The sequence below is a fragment of the Brevundimonas sp. CURTG3B2_SDJG genome (assembly GCF_057364705.1).
The window spans coordinates 1-680 of sequence record NZ_JBNFOJ010000562.1 but is presented as its reverse complement, the minus strand read 5'-3'; the positions used below and the strand labels follow the sequence as shown (position 1 = coordinate 680).

Here is a 680-nt window from a genome sequence, read left to right as displayed (position 1 = left end):
CTAAGATGATTTGGGAAGCTGTGAGTGTGACCGTAGTTGCTGCGGTTGACGCGATGAAGTGGCTTCAAGGTGCTGCCAAGCTGCTGGCTGCTGAAGTGAAGGACAAGAAGACCGGGGAAATACTGAAGCCCTGCCTTCCGGTACACTGGGTCACGCCTGATGGGTTCCCGGTCTGGCAGGAATACCGCAAGAAGGACACCACACGTCTGAACCTCCTGTTCCTTGGGTCGTTCAACCTACAACCGACAGTCAACAAAAGGGTCGAAGAAAGAGCTGGATAAGCACAAGCAGGAGTCCGGTATCAGCCTAACTTGTACACTCACAGGATGGCAGTCACCTGAGGAAGACTGTAGTCCACACCCCACCGAAAGTATGGCGTGATGTCCTTCGCAGTGATTCACGACAGCTTTGGGACAATCCCGGCAGACGCTGAGTTCCTGTTCAAGGGAGTCCGTGAGACGATGGTTGATACCTACCGCGACAACGATGTTCTGCAAGACTTCTACGAGCAGTTCGAGGACCAGCTTCACGAGAGTCAACGCGACAAGTTGCCTGCGCTACCGAAGCGCGGTAAACTGAACATCGAAGACATTCTGTTATCTGACTTTGCATTCGCCTAAGGAGGCAACTACATGAAATTCGCACACAAGCAAAACTGGCGTTAAAGGCGGTACTCAAAA

General features: G+C 52.4%; 1 pseudogene. It reads left to right on the top strand.

The window, feature by feature from the left end:
* Positions 1-5 precede the first annotated feature (5 nt).
* Positions 6-620 (top strand): annotated as a pseudogene (locus AC2W7C_RS18680) (DNA-directed RNA polymerase).
* Positions 621-680 lie beyond the last annotated feature (60 nt).